Source organism: Vibrio sp. HS-50-1 (assembly GCF_024747315.1).
GTDB classification, from domain to species: domain Bacteria; phylum Pseudomonadota; class Gammaproteobacteria; order Enterobacterales; family Vibrionaceae; genus Vibrio; species Vibrio diabolicus.
Window position 1 is genome coordinate 280,547 of record NZ_JAMPZF010000024.1, and the last position, 20,810, is coordinate 301,356.

At 43.3% G+C, this 20,810-nt stretch carries 18 protein-coding genes; 11 read left to right on the forward strand and 7 right to left on the reverse strand.

The features are described from left to right. Positions 1-69 precede the first annotated feature (69 nt). Complete coding sequence (locus tag NDJ01_RS10930) at positions 70-1,101, forward strand: porin (RefSeq protein WP_006742133.1); 1,032 nt, start codon at positions 70-72, stop codon at positions 1,099-1,101. A gap of 76 nt (positions 1,102-1,177) precedes the next feature. Beyond that, positions 1,178-1,855: a DUF2057 family protein gene (locus NDJ01_RS10935; protein WP_258586692.1), complete on the forward strand. Its 678-nt coding sequence runs from the start codon at positions 1,178-1,180 to the stop codon at positions 1,853-1,855. 98 nt (positions 1,856-1,953) lie between these two features. Here NDJ01_RS10935 and NDJ01_RS10940 read toward each other — a convergent pair whose 3' ends face one another. Next, on the reverse strand, positions 1,954-2,655 hold the full coding sequence (locus NDJ01_RS10940) for a pseudouridine synthase (protein ID WP_258586693.1): 702 nt from the start codon (positions 2,653-2,655) through the stop codon (positions 1,954-1,956). Positions 2,656-2,966: 311 nt separating this feature from the next. Between NDJ01_RS10940 and NDJ01_RS10945 the strand changes: the two genes are divergently transcribed. Continuing rightward, a complete protein-coding gene (locus NDJ01_RS10945; protein ID WP_258586694.1) occupies positions 2,967-5,192 on the forward strand; it encodes an NADP-dependent isocitrate dehydrogenase in 2,226 nt (741 codons plus the stop codon). A 187-nt stretch (positions 5,193-5,379) separates the two neighbouring features. On the opposite strand, the gene cspD is transcribed toward NDJ01_RS10945, so the two are convergent. Continuing rightward, positions 5,380-5,598, reverse strand: a complete 219-nt coding sequence (gene cspD / locus NDJ01_RS10950) for a cold shock domain-containing protein CspD (protein ID WP_005378407.1) — start codon at positions 5,596-5,598, stop codon at positions 5,380-5,382. Between the two features lie 704 nt (positions 5,599-6,302). On the opposite strand from cspD, the gene clpS reads away from it, so the two are divergent. Together clpS and clpA are read left to right on the forward strand one after the other, a co-directional pair. Next, a complete protein-coding gene (gene clpS, locus NDJ01_RS10955; RefSeq protein ID WP_031780157.1) occupies positions 6,303-6,623 on the forward strand; it encodes an ATP-dependent Clp protease adapter ClpS in 321 nt (106 codons plus the stop codon). Positions 6,624-6,673: 50 nt separating this feature from the next. Then, positions 6,674-8,941, forward strand: a complete 2,268-nt coding sequence (gene clpA / locus NDJ01_RS10960; RefSeq protein WP_005390700.1) for an ATP-dependent Clp protease ATP-binding subunit ClpA — start codon at positions 6,674-6,676, stop codon at positions 8,939-8,941. 135 nt (positions 8,942-9,076) lie between these two features. Here the strand turns inward: clpA and infA are convergent, their stop codons facing one another. The 3 genes from infA to aat all read right to left on the reverse strand — a co-directional run bounded on the left by infA (position 9,077) and on the right by aat (position 10,782). Then, the gene (gene infA, locus NDJ01_RS10965) at positions 9,077-9,295 is read right to left on the reverse strand and encodes a translation initiation factor IF-1 (RefSeq protein WP_001040192.1); all 219 of its coding nucleotides are present in this window, start codon (positions 9,293-9,295) and stop codon (positions 9,077-9,079) included. An 81-nt stretch (positions 9,296-9,376) separates the two neighbouring features. Then, the gene (locus NDJ01_RS10970; protein ID WP_006742128.1) at positions 9,377-10,078 is read right to left on the reverse strand and encodes an arginyltransferase; all 702 of its coding nucleotides are present in this window, start codon (positions 10,076-10,078) and stop codon (positions 9,377-9,379) included. Then, the gene (aat, locus tag NDJ01_RS10975; RefSeq protein WP_005390703.1) at positions 10,075-10,782 is read right to left on the reverse strand and encodes a leucyl/phenylalanyl-tRNA--protein transferase; all 708 of its coding nucleotides are present in this window, start codon (positions 10,780-10,782) and stop codon (positions 10,075-10,077) included. Before aat ends, NDJ01_RS10970 begins: the two co-directional genes overlap by 4 nt. Positions 10,783-10,821: 39 nt before the next feature. Here aat and NDJ01_RS10980 point away from each other — a divergent pair, with 39 nt between their 5' ends. Together NDJ01_RS10980 and aroA are read left to right on the forward strand one after the other, a co-directional pair. Beyond that, positions 10,822-11,298, forward strand: a complete 477-nt coding sequence (locus NDJ01_RS10980; RefSeq protein WP_005390705.1) for a glycine zipper 2TM domain-containing protein — start codon at positions 10,822-10,824, stop codon at positions 11,296-11,298. 290 nt (positions 11,299-11,588) lie between these two features. Further along, complete coding sequence (gene aroA, locus NDJ01_RS10985; RefSeq protein ID WP_046874732.1) at positions 11,589-12,869, forward strand: 3-phosphoshikimate 1-carboxyvinyltransferase; 1,281 nt, start codon at positions 11,589-11,591, stop codon at positions 12,867-12,869. A 65-nt stretch (positions 12,870-12,934) separates the two neighbouring features. Here the strand turns inward: aroA and NDJ01_RS10990 are convergent, their stop codons facing one another. Continuing rightward, entirely contained in the window at positions 12,935-13,183 is a 249-nt protein-coding gene (locus NDJ01_RS10990) for a YciN family protein (protein WP_005387884.1), read from the reverse strand. 436 nt (positions 13,184-13,619) lie between these two features. Here NDJ01_RS10990 and topA point away from each other — a divergent pair, with 436 nt between their 5' ends. From topA to NDJ01_RS11010, 4 genes are all read left to right on the forward strand, one after another. Then, the gene (gene topA, locus NDJ01_RS10995; RefSeq protein ID WP_258586695.1) at positions 13,620-16,250 is read left to right on the forward strand and encodes a type I DNA topoisomerase; all 2,631 of its coding nucleotides are present in this window, start codon (positions 13,620-13,622) and stop codon (positions 16,248-16,250) included. A gap of 610 nt (positions 16,251-16,860) precedes the next feature. After that, the gene (gene glgC / locus NDJ01_RS11000) at positions 16,861-18,078 is read left to right on the forward strand and encodes a glucose-1-phosphate adenylyltransferase (RefSeq protein WP_258586696.1); all 1,218 of its coding nucleotides are present in this window, start codon (positions 16,861-16,863) and stop codon (positions 18,076-18,078) included. After that, positions 18,068-19,525: a glycogen synthase GlgA gene (glgA, locus tag NDJ01_RS11005; protein ID WP_258586697.1), complete on the forward strand. Its 1,458-nt coding sequence runs from the start codon at positions 18,068-18,070 to the stop codon at positions 19,523-19,525. The genes glgC and glgA overlap by 11 nt, the downstream gene beginning before the upstream one ends. Before the next feature lie 110 nt (positions 19,526-19,635). Continuing rightward, the gene (locus tag NDJ01_RS11010) at positions 19,636-20,439 is read left to right on the forward strand and encodes an alpha/beta fold hydrolase (protein ID WP_006742124.1); all 804 of its coding nucleotides are present in this window, start codon (positions 19,636-19,638) and stop codon (positions 20,437-20,439) included. Between the two features lie 37 nt (positions 20,440-20,476). Here the strand turns inward: NDJ01_RS11010 and NDJ01_RS11015 are convergent, their stop codons facing one another. Next, positions 20,477-20,797 (reverse strand): hypothetical protein, encoded by a 321-nt coding sequence (locus tag NDJ01_RS11015; RefSeq protein ID WP_005390719.1) that lies wholly within the window; start codon positions 20,795-20,797, stop codon positions 20,477-20,479. Positions 20,798-20,810 lie beyond the last annotated feature (13 nt).

Consider the following 20,810-nt stretch of genomic DNA (forward strand, 5'->3'; position numbering starts at 1 on the left):
ATCTCAAACATATAAAAAAAGGGAACCGGACAAGGATATCCCGAACTAAGAAAAGGCAGTGGATTAATTATGAAAAAAACTCTATTAGCACTAGCTGTAGTTGCGTCTGCAACTTCAGTGAACGCAGCTGAAGTATTCAAATCTGAAGAAGGTTCTGTAGATTTCTACGGTCAGCTACGTCCAACTCTTCTATTCCTAGACAGCACAGACCACACTGCAGAGCTAAACACTAGCTCTTCTCGTATGGGCGTAAACGGTGTCTACGTTGTAAACGACAACCTAAAAGTTCTAGGTGAAGTTGAAATCGGTGTTGCTCTAGGTGACAACTACGGTGCAGGTGCTGATTCAAGCGAGCGTACTGATGACTCAGTATACGTACGCCGTCACATCTTTGGCTTCGACATGGGCGATATGGGTACACTTCGTTTTGGTAAAGAAGGTACTTGGGCTGATGACATCTACGGAGCTGATTACTCATACTTCTTCGGTGGTTCTGCACTTCTTTACGGACACGCGTGGAACAACTCTTCTCAAATTAAATACGCTTACGAAAATGACGCATTCTGGCTAAAAGCTGGTTACGCGCTAGGTGAGAAAGATCAAAACGAAGAAATCCGCGAAGTATTCGTAGGTAAGTCTTTCAATGACCTATCTGTACACGCTGGCGTTCTTTCTTCTGAGAACAAGATTGCTTCTAAAGGTAACAACACTGAAAACCTATCTTTCGAAGTAACTGCTGAATACGCTCTAGATGAGCACACTCTAGGTGCTACGTACTACTACAACGAAAATGAAGACAAAGCAGCTAACGAGACTATCGATTCTCACGGTATCTCTCTAGCAGGCATGTTCGCTGTAGCTCCTAAAACAACACTTTACTCTGGCTACGAGCTAGTAATGTCATCTTCTGACAAATCTGGCAAGAAAGATGGCGACCAATCTAAGTTTTACGCTGGCGTTGAATACAAGTTCTCTAAATGGGCTCGCGTATTCGCAGAAGCGGGTTACAATTTTGATGGTGATAAGCTAGAAGCTGGTAAAACAACTGCAGAAACTGATTCTAAAACTGACTTCGGTGTTGGTGCACGTTTCTACTGGTAATCAATACCCAGTTTGATATTGTAAGACCCAGCTATATGCTGGGTCTTTTACTATGAAGATAAGGATGAAAAACTCTATGCAGTTATCATTAAAAGTGGCAATGGCGTTGTCTATTCTTGCCAGTACAAACCTTTATGCTGCAACGACTTTAGTGGTTCCAGAAGACGTGAAGTTACTGGCCGTCAATATGGAGAAGCCAAAACTTGAGGGGGGACTTTTCTCTAGTGAGAAGACAATTGAGATCCCCGACGGAACTAACCAAATTGTCTTCAAATATCAACCTGCTTTTGAAACAAACGAAAACCTTAAGACAGTTTACAGTGACGTGATCATCGCTAAGTTTGATGTTGAAAATGAAAAACTAAAGTTTGAACTACCAGAGTTTAAAACTCTTCGTCAAGCGCAAAACAACATCTCACCTTTAGATTGGCAACTGCTGGACACCAAAGGTCAACCTATTGCTTTGGTCGAAGATGTATTAGAGTCAGATGGTGTTCAAATTGGTCGTAATTACCCTCAAGAATCTCGTAACTACAATATTGCTGGCGGTATCGCGAGTGTTGCCGTTAGTTATGTAACTGTGAATCAGCATCAACAATCAGTAAGTGATATCGAGCCTCGAGTTGAGACTAGCGATACCCGAACAATAACAGTGCCTGAAGACAGTCCAATGATTGATGTATTAAAGACGATGTACAATAAAGCGTCTCCAGCGGAAAAAGAGGCATTTAAAAACTGGCTAGCTGAGCAGTAATCCCTTAATTTGTTAGATAGGGTTTGACGGAAGAAGTTGAAACGCTTCCAAGAATCTAAAAAGCAGGCTTTAAGCCTGCTTTTATCTTTTCTGCCGTATTAGAGAGAGATTTCTCTCCATTCACCAGGCATTAGGTCGTTAAGGACGATATCACCCATCGAATGACGGATGAGGCGCAAAGTAGGGAAGCCAATGTGTGCAGTCATGCGACGCACCTGGCGATTTCTTCCTTCAATAATGGTAATGGCTAGCCAAGTTGTTGGGATATTTGCCCGAAAACGAACAGGAGGGGTTCTATCCCAGACTTGTGGTTCTGGAATCACTTCAACTTCGGCTGGTAGGGTCATACCATCTTTTAGCTCTACTCCCTTTCTCAATTTTTCAAGATCTTGCTCTTGAGGAGCGCCATCGACTTGAACCCAATAAGTCTTCGGCGATTTTGACTTTGGCTGCGTGAGCTTCGCCTGTAAGATGCCGTCGTTAGTGAGCACCATCAAACCTTCGCTGTCTCGGTCCAATCGGCCAGCCGCATAGACATCTTTGATTGGGATATAGTCCGCTAACGTTTTGCGACCATCACCATCGGTAAATTGACTGAGCGTGTCGTAAGGCTTGTTGAAAATAATGACTTTACGATCTTTGGGGGCCACTTTTGGCTTTTGGCTTTTTGTTGGGCGATTAGGGCGACGGTCTTGCTGAGTACGAGTCTTTGAGCCATTGCGAGCTCCTGAGTGTTTAAAATGGCCCGTTTTAGACTGGTTACGACTGCGACCTTTTTCCTGACCTGTACGAGATGACATGTTAACTACCCTGCAAAAATGTAAATGAACTGTGTTTGAAAGTTTTAAGTTTTCTCATGATCGGATATGATTTGCGCGCCTAAAACTAACAAACGCGCACAGAATGATAGACTAATTCGTGTTATTTGTTTAATTATATCAGTGCACTCATGGATTCAGAGCTTAGAGCTTCAAACTACAACAAAGAGTGCGAACCGCATGTGGCGTTAGTGAGGAGACATGTACTGCTAACGTGCAGCAATGCGTCAATTAAACCAACTCAGACGCTGAGTTGATCAGCCAACAAGTTGATTAAAAAATAGGGAAATTTCATGCCTACAGAAAAACCTACAATTATCTACACCATCACTGATGAAGCGCCGGCGCTAGCAACTTATTCATTACTACCAATCATTCAATCATTCACAGCATCGTCTGGCATCAATGTAGATACTCGTGATATTTCACTAGCAGGTCGAATTATCGCTAACTTCCCAGAGCATCTAAAAGAAGAACAGCGCATTGGCGATGCGTTGACTGAGCTTGGTGAACTGGCTCAAACTCCAGAAGCAAATATCATCAAGCTGCCTAACATTTCAGCTTCAGTTCCTCAGCTTAAAGCGGCGATTAAAGAGCTTCAGGCGAAAGGTTACGATTTACCAAACTACCCAGAAGAACCGAGCACGTACGAAGAGAAAGCTATTAAAGCGGCTTACGACAAAATCAAAGGTAGTGCGGTTAACCCAGTACTTCGTGAAGGTAACTCAGACCGTCGTGCTCCAACTTCGGTTAAGAACTACGCGAAGAAAAATCCACATTCAATGGGTGCGTGGTCATCAGAGTCTAAGTCTCATGTCGCGAGCATGTCAGACAATGACTTCTTTGGTAGCGAAAAGTCCACGACTATCTCTGGTGCAACAGAGGTAAAAATCGAGTTTGTTGGTAATGACGGTACAGTTAAAGAGCTCAAGTCTGCGTTCCCATTACTAGATAAAGAAGTCATTGACACTTCAGTGATGAAGAAGAAGGCGCTGGTTGAATTTTTCGAGAAAGAGATTGCTGAAGCGAAAGCACAAGACGTGCTGCTGTCTCTTCATATGAAAGCGACAATGATGAAAGTTTCTGACCCTGTCATTTTCGGCCATGCAGTAAAAGTTTACTACAAAGACGTTTTCGATAAGTACGGCAAGCTGTTTGAAGAGCTAGGCGTTGATGTAAACAATGGCATCGGTGATGTTTACTCAAAAATTGAGTCTCTACCTGAAGCGCAAAAAGCAGAAATTGAAGCGGCCATTCAAGCGGTTTACCAAACTCAACCAGAACTTGCGATGGTTGATTCTGATCGTGGTATCACAAACTTACATGTACCAAGCGACATTATTGTAGATGCTTCTATGCCAGCAATGCTTCGCTCTTCTGGTCAAATGTGGGGACCAGATGGTAAACAAAAAGATACCAAAGCGATGATACCAGATCGTAGCTACGCAGGTATTTACCAAGCGGTGATTGATTTCTGTAAAGAGCACGGCGCATTTGACCCGACCACTATGGGTAGCGTGCCTAACGTTGGCTTAATGGCTCAAAAGGCAGAAGAGTATGGTTCTCACGACAAGACATTTATTCTAGACGCAGCGGGTACTGTTCGCGTTGTTGATACTGCGGGTAACGTATTGTTAGAGCAAGCGGTTGAAGAAGGCGATATCTTCCGTATGTGTCAGGTGAAGGACGCACCAATCCAAGATTGGGTTAAACTAGCAGTGACTCGCGCACGTGCAACAGGTGTTCCAGCTGTATTCTGGCTAGACGCAAACCGTGCGCACGATGCTGAACTCATTAAGAAAGTAAATACCTACTTACCAGAGCACGATACTGACGGTCTAGAGATTAAGATCCTGTCTCCTGTTGATGCTTGTAAGTACTCGCTAGAGCGTATGAAAGCGGGTCTAGATACTATCTCTGTAACGGGTAACGTTCTTCGTGACTACCTAACAGACTTGTTCCCAATTCTAGAGTTAGGCACGTCAGCTAAGATGCTATCTATCGTTCCATTGATGAATGGCGGTGGTCTATTTGAAACAGGTGCTGGTGGTTCTGCTCCTAAGCATGTTCAACAAGTAGAAAAAGAGAATCACCTTCGTTGGGATTCTTTAGGTGAGTTCTTAGCACTAGCTGCATCCCTAGAACATCTAAGTGTGGTGGCAAACAACCCGAAAGCACAAGTTTTGGCGGATACGCTAGACAAAGCGACTGGCGAGTTTTTAGATACCAACAAGTCTCCATCACGTAAAGTGGGCGAATTAGATAACCGCGGTAGTCATTTCTACCTTGCACTTTACTGGGCGAAAGCACTTGCCGAGCAAACAGACGATGCTGATCTCGCTGCTGAGTTTGCACCGATTGCGAAAGCGTTGTCAGAGCATGAAGAAAAAATCGTCGCTGAGCTAAACAACGCACAGGGTGTGAAAGGAGAGCTGGGCGGTTATTACCTGCTAGACGATGCACTGGTTTCTAAGTTGATGCGCCCAAGCGAAACCTTTAACGCGATCATTAACAAGTAAAATAGATGAAAAGAGCACGTCGCTTTCGACGTGTTTCTTATTTTATCAATACTTTGTATGTGGTCTATCTGCATTTCATAAGCTACAAATAGTAAGAAACCCGCTATCTTGGCGGGTTTATTTTTCTCTTCAGAACATCAAAATGATGTTTCGAGAGCAATATTTTTATTTTTCGACAGCGCTCTAATTATTTGGCTTGACCTTCAAGAGGCACGACGCTACTCGCGTGACAGCCTTTGGGACCTTTTTCAATCTCGTATGAGACTTGTTGGCCTGCTTTCAGTGTACGATAACCGTCCATCTGGATAGTTGAGTAGTGGGCAAAGATATCTCCCTCTTCTTCATCTGAACAAATAAACCCAAATCCTTTGGCATTGTTAAACCACTTTACTGTACCTGTAGCCATGCTTTTACATCCCTCATGCATTTTTTACTGAGTTGTTACAACAACCAAGTTATACCTTTAACCTGGTACTACTATTGTCAGCGAACGCTAACAAACATCTAGTCAATGAGAAATCACATTCACCAAGCTGCTTAAAAACAAATGGATTCAAAATGACGATTTATGCATCAACACTTTCCACTGTAGTCAATGAATCCCGACAGTCAATAGCATTAAGCAACAAACAGAAACATAATTGAAAACAAATCACTTTTGAGATTAACAAATTTGCAAACAGTTTTTCGTATATACGCGGAAGTTTGGTCAATTAGCCTGCAAAGTAGTATTCACTGGAAAAACCATACTGTTCGTGTTGCTTATGATAGATGAATCCTCTAACTGAATAAAAAATGAAGTTTTCGTGATAATTACCCCATTCTCAGTTAGGAAGTGTGATCTCGGTAGAAGACTGAGAGATGTTTCGCAATAGCTCGGAGGGGGTAAAAAGAAAGTTATTTTATAAGTAAAAATGTGTAACTTATCGACAAGCATCTTTTATTTGCGCCCCCTCAAGACCTGCATTAGTCTCTATATTAGGTAGTAACTTTTATCGATCAAAGATCGAATTCGGTGCCATATCTCACTACACCGCGCTGCACGCTTGTGGTAGATTGTTTTTATAGGTCGAAAACATCAACCCTTTGATACGATATCTTTGAATTGCCATGAGTAAAAATTTTGAATGGGTCACTCCGGACTCTGATCTTCTGGAGCGAGAAAGTACGAAAGTTCAGCCACCTAAGCTGTACAATGTTGTACTAAATAATGATGACTATACACCTATGGATTTCGTCATAGAGGTACTTGAGCGATTCTTTTCACATGACATTGATAAAGCGACTCAGATCATGCTCAAGATTCACTATGAAGGAAAGGCAATCTGTGGCACATACAGTGCAGAAATTGCCGAAACAAAAGTAGCGCAAGTTACGATGTACGCAAGGGAAAATGAACATCCGCTACTTTGCACTATGGAGCAAGCGTAAACAAAGAAGACTTGCTCGAACAACCCAAGTTGTTTTTTCGGGAGGTACTTATGCTAAATAAAGAACTAGAGTCAAGCCTTAACGGTGCATTTGCTCGGGCGCGAGATAAACGCCACGAGTTTATGACTGTCGAACACCTCCTACTTGCATTATTGGAAAATGATGCAGCTAAGGAAGCCCTTTTAGCTTGTAAAGCGGATCTTGACGCTTTACGTAACGAACTCGATATATTCATCGATCAAACTACGCCTCTTATCCCAGACAGTGATGAGACGCGTGAAACCCAGCCGACTTTGAGTTTTCAACGTGTGCTACAACGCGCCGTCTTTCATGTACAGTCGTCTGGCCGCAACGAAGTAACAGGTGCAAACGTGCTTGTGGCGATCTTCAGTGAGCAAGAGTCGCATGCCGCCTACCTACTGAAGAAAAACGACATCTCCCGATTAGATATTGTTAACTTTATCTCCCATGGTATTACTAAAGCGTCAGGTGCAAGCGAAGACCCATCATCAGATTCGTTCAGTTCAGAGAGTGTCGAAGAGCCGAATTCTGAAGAACGTTTGGAAAGCTTTGCGACTAACCTTAATCAGGTCGCTAAAGATGGCAATATCGATCCACTGATTGGTCGCGATAAAGAGCTAGAGCGCACTATTCAAGTACTTTGCCGCCGCCGCAAGAATAACCCATTACTAGTGGGTGAAGCCGGGGTAGGTAAAACAGCCATCGCAGAAGGTCTTGCTTGGCGAATTGTAGAAGGGCAGGTCCCGGAAGTTATTCAAAACAGCGTGATTTACTCATTGGATATTGGTTCTCTATTGGCTGGTACTAAGTACCGTGGTGATTTTGAAAAACGCTTCAAGGCGATTTTGAAACAGCTTGAAAAAGAAGAAGATGCAATTTTGTTCATCGATGAGATACACACAATCATCGGTGCGGGTGCGGCTTCTGGTGGTCAAGTTGATGCCGCAAACCTTATCAAACCTCTACTAAGTAGCGGTAAGTTGCGTTGTATCGGCTCGACTACATACCAAGAATACAGCAACATTTTCGAGAAAGAGCGTGCGTTGTCCCGTCGCTTCCAAAAGATTGACGTTGTAGAGCCTTCTCTGGATGACACAACTAAAATCTTGATGGGCTTGAAGCCGAAGTACGAAGCACACCATGAAGTACGTTACACCAATAAAGCACTGCGTGCCGCGGTAGAACTTTCGGCGAAATACATCAATGAACGTCATTTACCAGATAAAGCCATTGATGTCATTGATGAAGCTGGCGCTCGCAGTCGTCTTGCTCCTGCAAGCCGCCGTAAGAAAACGGTTGGTGTTGCCGATATCGAAGCGATGGTTGCCAAGATGGCACGAATCCCAGAGAAGTCGGTTTCTTCTTCAGATAAAGACATCTTGAAGAACCTAGATAGCAAGATGAAGATGTTGGTATTTGGTCAAGATAATGCGATTGATGCATTATCCGAAGCGATCAAGCTGACACGTGCAGGTTTGGGCGTGGATAACAAACCAGTTGGTTCATTCTTGTTTGCTGGCCCTACTGGGGTGGGTAAAACAGAGGTGACGGTGCAGCTATCTAAGCTTCTAGGGATCGAGCTACTTCGTTTTGATATGTCGGAATATGGTGAGCGTCACTCCGTGAGTCGCTTAATTGGTGCACCTCCTGGTTATGTCGGTTACGACCAAGGTGGCTTGCTAACAGACGCTGTTATCAAGCACCCACATTCAGTCGTATTACTCGATGAGATTGAGAAAGCGCATCCAGATATCTTTAATTTGCTATTGCAAGTGATGGATAATGGTACGCTAACGGACAACAACGGTCGTAAAGCAGACTTCCGTAATGTCATCCTCGTTATGACAACCAACGCGGGTGTGGCTGAAACTGAGAAGAAATCAATTGGTTTGATTCAGCAAGACAACAGTCACGATGCGATGGCGGAAATTAAGAAGGTATTCACTCCTGAGTTCCGTAACCGTCTTGATAACATCATCTGGTTTAACAGCCTTGATGAAAGCGTTATCCATCAAGTTGTTGATAAGTTTATTGTTGAACTGCAGGTGCAACTTGATGCTCGTGGCGTATCAATGGAGGTATCGCAAGATGCACGCCATTGGTTAGCGAATAAAGGTTATGATAAGGCGATGGGTGCTCGCCCAATGGGACGCGTTATCCAAGAGCAACTTAAGAAACCTTTGGCTAATGAATTGTTGTTTGGCTCTCTAGTCGACGGCGGCACTGTGAAAGTAACACTAGTGAATGACACACTTAAATTTGAATATTTGAGTGAGAAAGAGGCAGCGATGCATTAATTGCTCCGTAGGGAAGTAAAAGCGCACGATTTTATCGTGCGCTTTTTGTTTGTCTGAACCTACTCGGAAATAAAAATCATGCAATAAAAAACGGAGCAAACTGCTCCGTTTTTTATTGCATCCGAAAATCAGAGATTAACGAGCGCGGAAGACGATGCGGCCTTTTGACAGGTCGTATGGAGTCATCTCTACAGTTACTTTGTCACCCGTTAGGATACGGATGTAGTTCTTACGCATCTTGCCAGAGATGTGAGCAGTCACAACGTGACCGTTTTCAAGTTCAACACGGAACATAGTGTTTGGTAGAGTGTCAAGGACCGTGCCTTGCATCTCGATTACGTCTTCTTTAGCCATTTAATCCTCTTTAGAAATTAGGCAATATTAGCGGTCTATATTCTGCCGCTAAATAGTAATTATGTAAAGTTGAGGCGTATTCTACCCTCGCCAACGCTGATTTACTAGCCTTTGGTGGCGTTGAAAGCGTGTTTTATAGTTCATTGCTGGACACTCATCAATCTGATAACCCAAATAAAGCCACTGTTGTTTGTTTTCTTGGCAGTATTTTATTTGATAGAGCACTGCCAAAGTGCCAAGAGATAACGGGTAGTCAGGGTCAAAAAAAGTATAAAATGCACTCGAACATTGAGTCATTACATCCGTTACCGCAATGGCGAGTAATTGATTTGACTCATCGTAAATATGCAAAAATGAAGTGGTCAACCAGCTGGTTTGGGCAAACCGATAAAATTCATCACGCTTTGGTGGATACATAGTGCCGTTTTTGTGTCGTTTGGCAATGTAACGACTGTAAAGCGCAAACCATTCCTCATCCATTTCGGGTTTCATTTCCCAACGTAAAGGTTGTGCTTTACTGAGCAGCCTCTTCTGGCTTTTTGATAGCGTCACATCCGGAATCGAGACTCGAATTGGCTGGCAAGCATTACAATGCTCACAGTGCGGTTTATATATGGTATCTCCGCTACGACGAAAGCCGTTGGCCATCAGCAGTTGATAGTTTTCTTCAGTATGCAGCCCTGCATCAAGTGCTACTGCCACACGCTCTTGCCGTTCAGGCAAGTAACTGCAAGGGTGATTATTCGTTAATCCAATTCGAATATGTTGTATATCCGTACTCATACTGAATCCTGCAAAACTTGGGGCTTATAGGTATCAAATAGTGTTTGTTTTTCTCTTAAAGATAGTAGTTTTTGCATAAACTCGTTACGCTCTAGTTCAAATGCGCCAAGTGATGCCAAGTGCGAGTTCATAACCTGACAATCGATTAATTGACCTTGCTTTGACGCCAAATGGTTGCATAAGTACCACAATGCAATTTTAGATGCGTTATCTTTTAGGCTAAACATCGACTCTCCGCAAAAAAGTTGACCAACGCAGATGCCATATAGTCCCCCAATGAGCTCGTTGTCATGCCATACTTCTACAGAGTGACAGTGACCAAGTTTAGCTAACTCAATGTAAGACGCTTGCATGTCCTCGTTGAGCCAAGTTTCCTCTGCAGGACGTGTTGATGAACATAGTCTAATCACTTCTTCTGTCGCGAAATTGAGCGTTACTTTATAGTTATGTTTACGCTGAAATTTTTTGAGACTTTTAGACGGTTTAAACGCTAAGGGATCAAAAACAGCGCGTGGGGAAGGGCTCCACCATAGAATAGGTTCTCCAGGACCATACCAAGGGAAAATGCCTTGATAGTAACCATTGAGGATTCTCATGGGATCTAAGTCACCGCCAAAAGCAAGCAAACCATTGGGATCGCTGAGTGCTTTATACGGTGAGGGAAAGTTGAACGTATCATCGAGTTCAGTTAAATAAATAGCCATAAGAAGTCGTTACCAACATTAGAGTCAGAGGAGTTTATGATGACCTGGTCAAGAAATATTGTGAAAGTATGGCTTTGGATCATACTGTTTTTCCCACTTGCCGCCAACGCAGCATATGAAAGAAATGTTGCCAAGCCGGTAAATGAAGTGGTGTATGGGAAGATTGACTCTGTCCGTTATATTACTCAGCAAGAGGTCGTTCAATCGAAAAATAATGGTTGGAAAACGCTACTTGGTGCCACAATAGGCGGTTTAGTCGGCAATCAATTTGGTGGCGGTACGGGAAGAGAAGTTGCGACGGCAGTGGGTGCACTTGCAGGTGCAGCGGTTGCACAAAATCAAAGTAATTACCAATACACGGTTGAATATAAGTTAGTTGAGCTACTCATTAAAGTGAAGGGCGACAAGCTGATTAATGTTATCCAAGATGTTGATAAAAATATGCTATTTAGTCGAGGGGATGAAGTTCGTATCTTATATTTTGATGATGGAGTCAGGGTTGATATCGCTTATTAATCCTACGTTATTTTAACCTAAGGTAGCCTAACCAGGCATGCACAGTAGGGCTGGCTTATCGTCAAATAAAATCGAAATAGCTTGCTGTTTCGTCGCGCCTCTTTCGCTCTTATTTACATCGCTGGCAATGCCTTTAATTCTGCATCTTTAGGCTACTTGAGTATATTCATAAATTAGCGCCGATTTGCTCTGGTTTTGTCGTGTTTTTTTGGGTAGTCTGAATTCACGAAGAATTGTTTAGCTCTCATAAAAAATCGTATGTTGAGGGCACAAAGGATTATCAACTTTTAATGGAAAGCCTAACGTTACAACCTATCAATAAAATTCAAGGGGAAGTGAATCTTCCTGGCTCTAAAAGCGTTTCTAATCGAGCTCTTTTACTTGCTGCTCTTGCTAAAGGCAGAACTCGCCTTACTAATCTCCTCGACAGTGATGATATCCGTCATATGCTGAATGCGCTGACTAAACTCGGCGTTCAATACCAACTTTCCGAAGATAAAACAGAATGTCTCGTTGAAGGCCTTGGGCGTCCGTTTTCTGTCTCAGAGCCGGTAGAGTTATTTCTCGGTAATGCTGGCACTGCGATGCGACCATTAGCTGCGGCTCTTTGTCTTGGAGAAGGGGAGTATGTACTGACGGGCGAACCTCGTATGAAAGAGCGTCCAATTGGTCACCTTGTCACGGCACTGAAAGATGCTGGTGCGAACGTTGAGTACATGGAAAACGAGAACTTTCCGCCTCTCAAAATAGTCGGTACTGGCCTAAAAGCAGGTACAGTTTCTATCGATGGATCTATTTCGAGTCAGTTCTTGACCGCTTTCTTAATGTCTGCGCCATTGGCTGAAGGTGAAATTCGCATCAACATCGAAGGCGAGTTGGTTTCTAAGCCTTATATCGATATCACCCTGCATATCATGAAGCAGTTTGGGGTCGATGTGATCAACAACGACTATCAAGAGTTTGTGATTCCTGCCGGTCAGCAATACATCGCCCCAGGTGATTTCTTGGTTGAAGGTGACGCGTCTTCTGCTTCTTACTTCTTGGCGGCGGCAGCCATCAAAGGCGGAGAAGTTAAAGTGACGGGTATCGGTAAAAACAGCATTCAAGGTGATATTCAATTTGCTGATGCGCTTGAAAAAATGGGTGCAGAAATTGAATGGGGTGATGACTACGTAATTTCACGTGTTGGTCAATTGAAAGGCATCGATATGGATTACAACCATATCCCTGATGCTGCAATGACCATCGCGACAACAGCGCTATTTGCCGAAGGCACTACTGCTATTCGTAACGTTTATAACTGGCGTGTAAAAGAAACAGACCGTTTGTCAGCTATGGCGACGGAATTACGTAAAGTTGGTGCGGAAGTGGAAGAAGGGGAAGACTACATCATCGTCAAACCTGTCTCTCAGTTAAAGCATGCTGCAATTGATACTTACGATGATCATCGAATGGCGATGTGTTTTTCGCTGGTGGCACTTAGTGATACGCCTGTGACGATTAACGATCCAAAGTGTACGTCGAAAACGTTCCCTGACTACTTCGACAAACTTAAGGCTTTAAGCTGCTAAATATTCTGACCTGAAACAGTAAAGCCAGAGTGAATAACACTCTGGCTTTTTTTTGTTTTCCGCTACTATTTAACCAGCGTAAATTCCTTGGAAAGGTGATGCGCTAAGTATTTGAACATATTGAATACTGCAGTCGTATTTGAAGTTGGTAAACCTTTGTCATCAAGGAAGTATTCACCTTTAAAAACTAAAACACCTTCTTTTTCTTCTACGCTTGTTGCTCGCATTCCCTCGATGTAATCATCGTGCTCTTGGATGATTTGGTTAGCGATCAAAAGAAGGTCAAACTCTTCGATAAACGTTCTATCTGACATACTTTTTCTACCATTCATTTCAGTTGAGAACGCTGAGTATACCTACAACTAAAATGGGTTTGCATGATTAATTCAGTTAATCGTTCACTTAGCCTAAACAGATCAATTTTTAGAGTGAAAGTATGATTAGTTGGAGGATATGACAGAGCCACTGAACGAAACTATTTTGTGATGGGTAACAAAATTTATTGCATTGGATTAGCGGATGCTAAGTTTGCCTGTTTAGATATGCCGCTCAATACCTTTCAGAACCCTGTCTCTTTGAAGTATAAAGACGATGAATTGTCAACCAATCGGATCTGAATTTCAAAAAAGCAGTTGATCTTCTTTTCATCTCGCACAATAGTAAAAAAGAAGCAATGAAATAGAACATTATGCGGGTGGCCTTTAAACAAGGTTTCTACCCGCATTATTATGAAGGACGTTAGAGTCAGTTATGGGTAAATCACTCGTTATAGTGGAGTCACCAGCCAAGGCAAAGACGATAAATAAGTACCTTGGTAAAGACTTTATTGTTAAGTCTAGTGTTGGTCATGTGCGTGATCTGCCTACGGCCGGTCAAAGCACTGGTGAGAAAAAAGCCGCAGCCATCTCAACAAAAGGGATGAGTCCGGAAGAGAAAGCGCGCGTTAAAAAAGAGAAAGACCGCAAAGCGTTGATCAAAAAAATGGGGATTAACCCATATCATGACTGGGAAGCGAATTACCAAATCCTTCCAGGCAAAGAAAAAGTTGTCAACGAACTACAAAAACTCGCCAAAGACGCAGATTGCGTTTATCTCGCAACCGATTTGGACCGCGAAGGGGAAGCAATCGCATGGCACCTTCGTGAGATCATCGGTGGCGATGAAGAGCGATACAAACGTGTAGTTTTTAACGAAATTACGAAAAACGCGATCCAACAAGCTTTCCAGACACCTGGTGAGCTGAACATGGATGGTGTTAATGCCCAACAAGCGCGTCGCTTCATGGACCGTGTCGTTGGTTTTATGGTTTCACCTTTACTTTGGAAGAAAGTGGCTCGTGGTTTATCTGCTGGTCGCGTGCAGTCTGTTGCGGTGAAACTATTAGTTGAGCGTGAGCGTGAGATTAACGCGTTTGTACCAGAAGAATTCTGGGATATTCATGCGAATACGAAAACGAAAGACAAAGCTGACTTTAAACTGCTTGTTGCTCAGAAAGATGGTTCTGCGTTTAAGCCAGTTAATGAGGCAGAAACCAAAGCAGCGATGTCTGTGCTTGAGAATGCAAGTTACGAAGTATGTAAGCGTGAAGATCGCCCTACAAAGAGCAAGCCTTCAGCACCTTACATCACCTCTACGCTTCAACAGGCAGCAAGTACACGTCTGGGCTACGGCGTGAAAAAGACCATGATGCTAGCTCAGCGCCTCTATGAGGCCGGTTACATCACTTATATGCGTACTGACTCGACTAACCTAAGTGCCGAGGCTGTGGACGCTGTACGTGACTTTATTGGTTCTGAGTTTGGTGATAAGTACTTACCAGCGAAACCATTGACGTACGGTAGCAAAGAAGGGGCACAGGAAGCGCACGAAGCGATCCGTCCTTCAAATGTGGGTGTTAAAGCGGAAGACCTGCAAGGTGTCGATGCTGATGCGCACAAACTTTACGCTTTGATTTGGAATCAGTTTGTCGCGTGTCAAATGACGCCAGCAGAATACGATTCAACAACCATCAGCGTAAAAGCAGCAGAATACACGCTTAAAGCGAAAGGCCGTATCCTTAAATTTGACGGCTGGACTCGTGTACAACGTCCAATGGGCAAAAACGAGGATACAATCCTTCCTGCGGTACAACTTGGCGATAAGCTAAGTTTAGAGTCACTTGACCCTAAACAGCACTTTACAAAGCCACCTGCGCGCTACACTGAAGCAGCACTGGTTAAAGAGCTGGAGAAACGAGGTATTGGTCGTCCGTCGACTTACGCATCGATCATTTCTACGATTCAAGATCGTGGTTACGTGAAAGTTGATCAGCGCCGTTTCTACGCTGAAAAAATGGGTGAAATTGTTACTGACCGCCTTGATGACAGCTTTAACGATTTGATGAACTACGACTTTACTGCGCGTATGGAACAGAAATTGGACCAAATCGCTGAAGGTGAAGTGAACTGGAAAGCTGTGTTAGACAACTTCTTTGCTGATTTTACTGGCGATCTTGAAAAAGCGGAGCTGGATGAGTCAGAAGGCGGTATGAAGTTAAACCACATCGTCATGACGGATATCGAGTGTCCGACGTGTAGCCGTCCAATGGGTATCCGTACTGCTTCGACAGGTGTGTTCTTAGGCTGTTCTGGTTACGCGTTACCACCAAAAGAGCGTTGTAAGACAACCATCAACTTGGGTGACGAAGAGGGTATTATTAACGTTCTAGAAGAAGACGTTGAAACGGCCGCGCTTCGTGCTAAAAAGCGTTGTCCGATCTGTGAAACGGCGATGGACGCATACCTGATTGATGACAAGCGTAAGATGCATGTTTGTGGTAATAACCCGAACTGTGAGGGCTACCTTGTTGAATACGGCGAGTTCAAAGTCAAAGGCTATGATGGTCCAGTTGTTGAATGTGACAAATGTGGCTCAGATATGGTGCTTAAGAACGGTCGCTTTGGTAAATACATGGACTGTACGAGTGAAACGTGTAAGAACACTCGTAAGATTCTGAAGAATGGCGAAGTCGCGCCACCGAAAGAAGATCCTGTTCATTTCCCCGAGTTACCATGTGAAAACTCAGATGCGTATTTCGTACTTCGTGATGGTGCTTCAGGTCTATTTATGGCGGCAAGCAACTTCCCTAAATCGCGCGAGACACGTGCTCCTTTGGTTGTTGAACTGGCACGTTTTGAAGAGCGTTTACCTGAGAAGTTCAAATACCTAGCGACCGCACCGCAAGAAGATCCTGATGGTCGTCCTGCAGTTGTACGCTTTAGTCGCAAAACAAAAGAGAACTACGTTCGTTCGGAAGAGAACGGCAAACCATCTGGTTGGACAGCGCTCTTTGTTGAAGGTAAGTGGGAAGTCACAGATAAGCGTAAAAAAGCGAAAGCATAAAAATGCACCATTAAGGTAATGTAAAAAGGCAGCGATATCGCTGCCTTTTTTGCGTAGGGGCCGACAGTTTTCTCCTGCGCATTCTTCCTTTAATCGACCTTTCCTCACTTTAACAAGCACCATTGTCGCTAGAAAACACCAGAGTCACGATTTATTGGTAGCGAACGTATTTTTTATGTAAAAAACATTCGTCGTAACTTTCATTTTGCGTTCATATATTTGTTATATATTAAGCTCAAAAAGTCGGTGGTGTAGTGAATCCGTTCGTAAATTGTTTTCATAATGTAATCGTTTGCTTTTGCATGTGTGATCTAGATATCGTCTTGAGTAAGCAAGAACTGTATGGAACACAGAATGGCGTATTAAAAATTGTAATTTAGAACCTGCTTAGATAATTTATTACAAAAATTAGTGCAACTGTGTGCATTTTGCGTCGAAAAATAAGAAAAGAGTGGACGTTGCATACTGGAAGTGCCGTAGCTTTTTTATCGTGTTGTAAGAGTTCAAAGAAACTCCTGATACGGTTACTAAATGTATTCGCTTGACTCCCCGAGTATGACTCATTCAAGCGAGTACCAAATCCAAGCTATAACGATATGGAGAACAACAAATGGCTGGTGTTTTGGGAATGATTCTTGCTGGCGGTGAAGGCTCTCGTTTGAGACCTTTAACAGAATCTCGTAGTAAACCTTCGGTACCGTTTGGTGGTAGCTATCGATTGATCGATTTTGCTCTAAACAATTTTGTAAATGCGGATTTAATGCGCATTTACGTCCTCACCCAATTTAAATCTCAATCTTTGTTCCATCATTTAAAAAAGGGCTGGAACATTAATGGCATCACTGACCGCTTTATCGATCCTATTCCTGCTCAAATGCGCACTGGTAAGCGTTGGTACGAAGGAACGGCAGACGCGATCTATCAAAATCTCCGTTTTATGGAATTAGAGGAACCAGAGCAAGTTTGTATTTTTGGCTCTGACCATATCTATAAGATGGATATCAAACAAATGCTGAACTTCCATTCAGAAAAGCAGGCTTCTCTGACGGTATCTGCATTGCGTATGCCACTAAAAGAGGCGTCGCAATTTGGGGTTATCGAAGTGGACAGTGAAGGTCGCATGATAGGCTTTGAAGAGAAACCAGCAAAACCGAAGTCAATTCCTGGCGATCCTGATTACGCTTTAGTTTCAATGGGTAACTACGTTTTTGAAGCTCAGGTGTTATTCTCTGAGTTGGTTGAAGATGCGGATAATGAAGCTTCATCACATGATTTTGGGAAGGATATTATTCCTAAGATGTTCCCTCGAGGTGACGTGTTCGTGTATGACTTCAGTACTAACAAAATCAGCGGTGAAAGAGAAGAGGTGTACTGGCGTGACGTGGGAACCATTGATGCGTACTGGGAAGCGCACATGGATCTGCTAGAAAAAGACGCACCGTTTTCACTATATAACCGTAAATGGCCGCTGCATACTTATTATCCTCCATTGCCGCCAGCGACATTTACAGACTCTGATAATGGCCGTGTTCAGATCATCGACAGTTTGGTATGTAATGGCAGTTACGTCAGAGGCTCAAGAATAGAAAAGTCGGTGCTTGGGTTCCGCAGTAATATTGCATCTGCTTGCGATATCAGCGAATGTATCCTTCTTGGTGACGTGAAAATTGGCGAAGGCTGTGTTTTACGTCGTGTGATTGTCGATAAGGATGCCGATATTGCTCCTGGTACTCAGATTGGTGTGAATCTTCAAGAAGATAAAAAACACTTCCATGTGTCTGAGGAGGGCATTGTTGTTATTCCGAAAGGAGCTCGAGTTGGCTACTAACAACTTATCTATTCTGTTTGTAGCTTCTGAGGTTGAAGGCCTCATTAAAAGTGGTGGCTTGGCAGATGTTGCCAAGGCACTACCGGAAGCCCTTCAAAACCTACAGCAAGACGTAAGAATTACCATCCCTGCGTACAGCAGTATTGATAAACTCGCAGACGCAGAAGTTGTATTAGAAACAGAATTAACATCATGGCCGCATTCGGAGTATCGAGTTTTGCGGCTCATGTTAGGTCAAAATCCTGTTTACCTGATTGATTGTCCGCCGTATTTCAATCGACCATCGATGTATGCGGAGAACAACCAAGCGTATATCGATAACGGTGAGCGCTTTGCGTTTTTTAGTGCGGCATGTTTAGACATGTTGCCGAAGCTTGCTTTTCAGCCGGATATCATACACGCGAACGATTGGCACACTGGTCTTGTTCCATTTTTGCTCAAGCACAGGTATAGCAATGATTCGTTTTTTGCTCATACTAAAAGCGTCATTTCAATTCACAATGCGGTCTTTAAAGGCGTATTTAGTTATGAAGACGTACAGTGCTTGCCAGAGTTTCATTGTCGAAACGTTCCCGATGCTGCGGTGAGTGCAACGCATATTACGATGCTCAAAGCTGGTGTAATGAATGCCGATAAGATAAACGCGGTCAGCCCTACTTACGCAGAGGAACTCAAAACAGAGCTTGGCAGTCATGGAATGGCTTGGGAGTTTCAGCAACGCGCGCAGGACTTAGTTGGTATTTTGAACGGTTGTGATTACAGTGCTTGGAACCCGGAAACGGATACTTACTTGCCAGTTAATTACTGCGCTGACCAACAAAGTATGACGCAAGGCAAGAAAGCGTGTAAACAAGCATTACAACTGCGGCTAAATTTGCCTGAAAAAGATGTAGCCATGTTCGGTATGGTTTGTCGGTTGACCCAGCAAAAAGGTGTGCATTACTTGTTGCCTGCTTTGGCCGATTTTTTGAAGCACGATGTTCAACTAGTTGTCGTTGGGACCGGAGACCCTGTACTAGCCGCTCAGCTAGAAGAGGTTGCTGCACAGTTTTCTAGTAAATTTGTCTTCGTAGAAGCCTATGATAATGAACTTGCGCATATCGTTGAAGCGGGTTCTGATTTCTTTCTGATGCCTTCTGAGTTTGAACCATGTGGTTTAAACCAAATCTATAGTATGGCTTATGGGACATTGCCGATAGTACGTGGTGTCGGTGGTCTAAAAGACAGCGTCAACGATTATGATGTGAACCCTTCTGAAGCGACGGGGTTTGTTTTTTTCGAACCGACACCGCAGGCATTGTTGTTAACGATGCTAAGGGCACTGTTGCTCTATGCTCAAAACGAACCTGAAGTGAATAAAGTACAGTTGCACGCGATGCAACAAGATTTTTGTTGGCAAAAGGCCGCAGAAGCTTATTTGCAACTTTACAATTCGGCGTTAAATTAACTTAAAATTGTAACGAAAGGCACCGAATGAGGTGCCTTTATTATCTTGAGTAAGGGGAGTGTGGTAGGATGGCTTTTTACTCAATAGCACGACCTTTTTGATACTTGAATATGACCCAGCCGCTACTTTTTCATAAAACCTATTTGCACCCTACTAGTCATGAGTGGGTTGTATTTGTGCATGGTGCTGGCGGTAGCTCTTCTATCTGGTTCAAGCAAATCAAAGCTTACAAGCAACACTTTAACTTATTGCTGATCGATTTAAGAGGTCATGGAAAGTCAAATCAGTTACTTAAAGAGCTCATTGCCAGCCGTTATACCTTTACGGAAGTTACCCAAGATATTTTGAAAGTATTGGATCATTTAAAGATCCAATCCGCTCATTTTGTCGGTATGTCACTTGGTACCATTATTGTTCGAAACCTTGCTGAATTATCAGCAGAGCGCGTGCGTTCAATGGTACTCGGTGGCGCTGTCACAAGGCTCAATACTCGTTCTCAAATATTGGTTAAATTAGGTAATTTTTGTAAGCATATCCTGCCGTACATGTGGCTCTACAAACTTTTTGCGTACATTGTTATGCCACAGAGAAGCCAGCGAGAGTCTCGCCATCTTTTTATTCGTGAGGCCAAGAAGCTTTGCCAAAAAGAATTTAAACGTTGGTTTATTCTTGCTGCTGATGTAAATCCTTTAATGAAGTATTTTAAAGATCGAGAGTTACCCATTCCCACACTCTATTTAATGGGCGACAGAGATTACATGTTTATTAAGCCTGTTAAAGAAATGGTTGCGGCGCATAAGCTTAGTGTTTTACGAGAGATCCCCAACTGTGGTCATGTTTGTAATGTTGAGCGCCCTGAAGATTTCAATCAACATTCCATCGAATTTATTAAGCAGCAAACGGTTTCTGCTTAGCGCTGAATAAATCGATTGAGTAGGAGTAGGGGAGTTATTAAGGCTCCCCTATTTGATGTCCACATTGCCAACAAGCACCAAACTGCCCCTCGTTTACCTCATGGCACTTCGGGCACTGCCAATCTTGATACTCATTTCCATCGGATTGTTTGCGGTAGGCTTGTACTATTCCTTCTGCTTTTACTTGTTGTTTGGCGTCAAAAAGCCAGACATAAGGATCGGTATCATCACTAAACGGCAGCTCTCCTTTTAAACCGAAAATACCTTCTCCGCGGACTTCACAGTAGACTTGCTCGGTTTTCAATAATTCGCACACGATATGCGCTTCTGCTGGGTTTTTAGCAATGAATATTTTCATTAAACACGTCCAC